2 protein-coding genes are annotated in these 1,721 nt (G+C 67.9%); both read right to left on the bottom strand.

Features of this window, described 5'->3' with window-relative positions; translation table 11 throughout:
• Positions 1 to 72: 72 nt before the first annotated feature.
• Positions 73 to 858 carry an ABC transporter ATP-binding protein gene (locus I71_RS20600; RefSeq protein WP_042697346.1) on the bottom strand — a complete coding sequence of 262 codons (786 nt, stop codon included), beginning with the start codon at positions 856 to 858 and terminating at the stop codon, positions 73 to 75.
• The gene (locus I71_RS20605; protein WP_042697348.1) at positions 855 to 1,631 is read right to left on the bottom strand and encodes an ABC transporter permease; all 777 of its coding nucleotides are present in this window, start codon (positions 1,629 to 1,631) and stop codon (positions 855 to 857) included. The genes I71_RS20600 and I71_RS20605 overlap by 4 nt, the downstream gene beginning before the upstream one ends.
• Positions 1,632 to 1,721: the final 90 nt, after the last annotated feature.

The raw sequence follows: 1,721 nt of genomic DNA on the forward strand, positions 1-1,721 counted from the left end.
GGCCTTCGAGACGGATGGACGACATGCCGGACTCCGTTCCATGCTGCGGGGACAGGGGTGGGGCCGGCGCGGTCATTGCTTGGCGAAGCCCGATACGAACTGACGGAAGCGGTCCGACTTCGATGCACTGAACAGCTCGTCCGGCGTGCCCTCGGCCTCGACCTCGCCCTGGTGCAGGAACATCACCCGGTTGGACACGTGGCGGGCGAAGCTCATCTCATGGGTGACGACCAGCATCGTCCGCCCCTCCTCGGCCAGCGCCCGCATCACCCGCAGCACCTCGCCGACCAGTTCGGGGTCCAGCGCGGAGGTCGGCTCGTCGAACAGCATCACCTTCGGCTGCATCGCCACGGCGCGGGCGATGGCCGCGCGCTGCTGCTGACCGCCGGACAGGAAGGCCGGATAGTAATGGCGCCGGTCGGCGAGCCCGACCTTGTCCAGCAGCGCCTCGGCCTCCTCGATGCATTCGGCGCGCGGCCGCTTCTGCACATGGATTGGCCCCTCGATCAGGTTTTCCAGGACCGTCATGTGGGACCACAGGTTGAAGCTCTGGAACACCATGGCGAGTTCGGAGCGGATGCGGTCGACCTGCCGGCGGTCCTTCGGCTCCAGGCGGCCGTCGCGCCGCTTGCGCATGGCGATCGTCTCGCCCGCGACGGTGATCTCTCCGTCGTCCGGCGTTTCCAGCAGATTGATGCAGCGCAGGAAGGTGCTCTTGCCTGAGCCGCTGGCCCCGAGGATCGAGATGACGTCGCCTTCTCGCGCATCCAGCGAGATCCCCTTCAGGACGGCGTGCCCGCCGAACGACTTGCGGATATCCCGCACGGTCAGCGCGGTCGTGGCGTTGGCGATGCTCATGGAATGGCTCCCGGGCTGGAAGTGGGATTCGGCGTGGCGCTGGACGCGGCGGCGGGCGATGCGGCGGGCGACGGCTCGCCGCGGGTCGTCGGGGGGCGCAGATGCGGTGACAGCCGGTGCTCCAGCAGGCCAACCAGGCGCACGAGGACGAAGTTCAGGACGAGGTAGATGACCGCCGCGCAGAGGAAGACCTCCATCGTGCGGTAGGTTTGCGCGATGATCCGCTGGGCCACGCCCGTGACCTCCCAGACGGTGACGAGGCTCGCCAGTGCGGTCGACTTGACCATAAGGACGATTTCCGTCGAATAGGAGGGCAGCACCCGGCGGATCGCGATGGGCGCGATGATGCGGCGGAACAGCAGCAGGCCGGACATGCCGCAGGCCCGCGCCGCCTCGATCTCGCGGGCCGGCACGGTCAGAAGCCCGCCGCGGAAGATCTCGGCCGTATAGCCGGCGGTGCACAGGGCCAGCCCGATCACGGCGCAGGAGAAGGGATCGCGCAGCAGCGGCCAGATCAGGCTCTGGCGGATGGCCGGAAACTGACCCAGCCCGTAATAGACCAGGAAAAGCTGGATCAGCAGCGGCGACCCGCGGAAGACGAAGACATAGGCGCGGGCGAACCATTCCAGGATGAAAATCCCGCTGACGCGCATCCAGACGATGCCGAGCGCCAGCACGCCGCCGGAGGCGATGGCCAGGGAGAACAGGCCAAGCGTGGTCGGCAGTGCCGCCATCAGCTTGCCCAGCGTGTCGGAGAGAAAGGCGATGTCCATGGCTCCGCTCCTCACGCCCGGCCGATGCTGCGCCGGAAGCTCTTGCCGACATGGGCCTCCGCTTTGCCAAACACCCGGTCCGACAGGCTG

Source organism: Azospirillum sp. B506 (assembly GCF_000333595.1).
In the GTDB taxonomy this organism is placed as follows: Bacteria; Pseudomonadota; Alphaproteobacteria; order Azospirillales; family Azospirillaceae; genus Azospirillum.